This is a genomic window from Butyrivibrio sp. (assembly GCF_017940685.1).
Classification (GTDB): Bacteria; Bacillota; Clostridia; order Lachnospirales; family Lachnospiraceae; genus Butyrivibrio.
Genome location: NZ_JAGAYD010000251.1, coordinates 1 through 2028 on the forward strand (window position 1 = coordinate 1; position 2028 = coordinate 2028).

The 2028-nt window shown below is 39.3% G+C and carries 2 protein-coding genes; both read left to right on the plus strand.

All coding sequences use genetic code 11. From position 1 onward, the window contains the following. Nucleotides 1-100: 100 nt before the first annotated feature. Complete coding sequence (locus J6I68_RS15120; RefSeq protein WP_013280467.1) at nucleotides 101-379, plus strand: HU family DNA-binding protein; 279 nt, start codon at nucleotides 101-103, stop codon at nucleotides 377-379. A gap of 93 nt (nucleotides 380-472) precedes the next feature. Then, on the plus strand, nucleotides 473-2028 hold a 1556-nt coding region (locus tag J6I68_RS15125), incomplete at its 3' end, for a GGDEF domain-containing phosphodiesterase (RefSeq protein ID WP_292221542.1).

A 2028-nucleotide genomic window follows, 5' to 3' on the forward strand; every position in this document is an offset into this window, starting at 1 on the left:
AAAAAATCCCTTTTTTTCGGCATTTTTAGGTTGTTTGTGGACGCAAATAGTAGTAGAATAGGCAATGTAGTAAATAATTTCTTTTTGGAGGGAAAACCAAATGAATAAGACAGAACTTATCGATGCAATCGCAAAGGAAGCTGGACTTTCTAAGAAGGATGCGGCTGCAGCACTGAACGCTTTCACAGACACAGTAACAAAGGAGCTCAAGAAGAAGGGCAAAGTTCAGCTTGTTGGTTTCGGTACTTTCGAGACAACTAAGAGAGCTGCTAGAACTGGTAAGAATCCTCAGACTGGCGCTGCTATCAAGATTCCTGCTTCTGTAGCACCTAAGTTCAAGGCTGGTAAGGCTCTTAAGGATCTTGTTAACAAGAAATAATTTAACTATATGAAAAGGCTGCGCGTAGCGCAGCTTTTTTCATGCCTGTAAATATTTATTGAAAAAATGATAAAAATTTTATAAAATATTAATATGATTTTTGAAAGAAGCTTTGAAAACTTCATACAGATTCTTTCTGAAGAAGAGATAACTCCTGAAGTATCGCCGAGTGCCCTGGCAGATCTTTCCAAGGAGTTTTTTGTGCGCTCAGTTTTATCTATAGTTTCTTTTAAGCCAGAGTCTGACAAGGCATCAGAACCTCCTAAGATCATCCCTCTTTTTGGACCGGTGATAACTGATTCAAGACCAGCTTACGTCTTTAAGAGCAATATGTCTGGAGACAGGGTCATAATGTATCATGTGTTCCTTTTTGAGGACAAGAAGTGGACTGATGAGGAGTATAAGAGTTTTTCCTTTATAGTAGATATTTTATCTTTCCATATGGAGAGATTTTTACTTATAAATGAAGTAAAGAAAAGCGCCATGACCCAGTTCTTAACAGGACTTCCAAACTCTGGCGGCTTTATCAAATTTGTCACAGAAAAATTTCAAAGTGGCGAGATCATGAAGTATGATTCTATCAATTTCAACTTAAAGAGCTTTGGTCTTATAAGCAGGCGTTATGGCACTGCTGAAGGCGATCAGATCATGAAAAGATACGCCGCCAAGCTACGTGAATTTAAAGAGGAAGATGAGATCATATCCCATTTTGGAGGTGACAACTATACCGCTCTCATCAAAAAGGAAAGGACTAAAAAGTTCCTGAAATACATATCTTCTGTTCCTGTATATGGAGTCAAGAATGATAAGAAAGATGATATAAATATTGCAGCAGTGGCAGGAGTATATGCCATTGACGAGTCCATGAAGGCCCCAGGACAGGCTATTTCAAGAGCATCAATGGCTTGCAACTACGCAAAGAATGTTGCCAATAAGCCTTATGTATTTGTAAATAAGGCAATGAGCACCAGAATATACAGACAAAAACAGATTGAAGACAGATTCGAGGTGGCCCTTGCTGGCGACGAGTTTAGAATTTACCTTCAGCCCAAGGTTGATACCACATCTGGCAGGATAGTTGGTGCTGAGTCCCTTGCAAGATGGTTTTGTAACGGACTTGTCCTGTATCCTACTGAATTTGTTCCTATTCTTGAAAGAGAGGGAATGGTGGTAAGTCTTGATCTGTACGTACTTAAGAAGACCTGTGAATACTTAAAGAACTGGATAGACAAGGGCATCGAACCTGTTCAGGTTTCTGTGAACTTCTCAAGGAAGGACCTTGAGTACAAGAATCTTGCAAAAGAGATAACAGATATCATAGACAGCTATGGAATCGATAGAAACCTCATTGAGATAGAAGTTACTGAAACAGCCAGTGAAGATGAGCGAATACTTATGACCAGCTTTTTGTCTACACTTAAGGAACAAAGAGTTGCTACCGCCATCGATGACTTTGGAACCGGGTATTCATCTCTTTCCACTCTAAGAGATTTCCCTGTTTCAGTGATCAAGATAGACAGATCCTTCATCAATAATGAAGAACTAAATAAGAGCGATGAGATAGTTCTTAAGAACATAGTTTCAATGGCCAATGAACTGGGAATAAGTGTTGTAACTGAAGGGGTTGAAAGACCTGACCAGACAAAGCT

Coding starts and splice junctions, on each gene's coding strand:
- J6I68_RS15120 (WP_013280467.1), top strand. CDS start 101: ATGAATAAGACAGAACTTATCGATGCAATCGCAAAGGAAGCTGGACTT.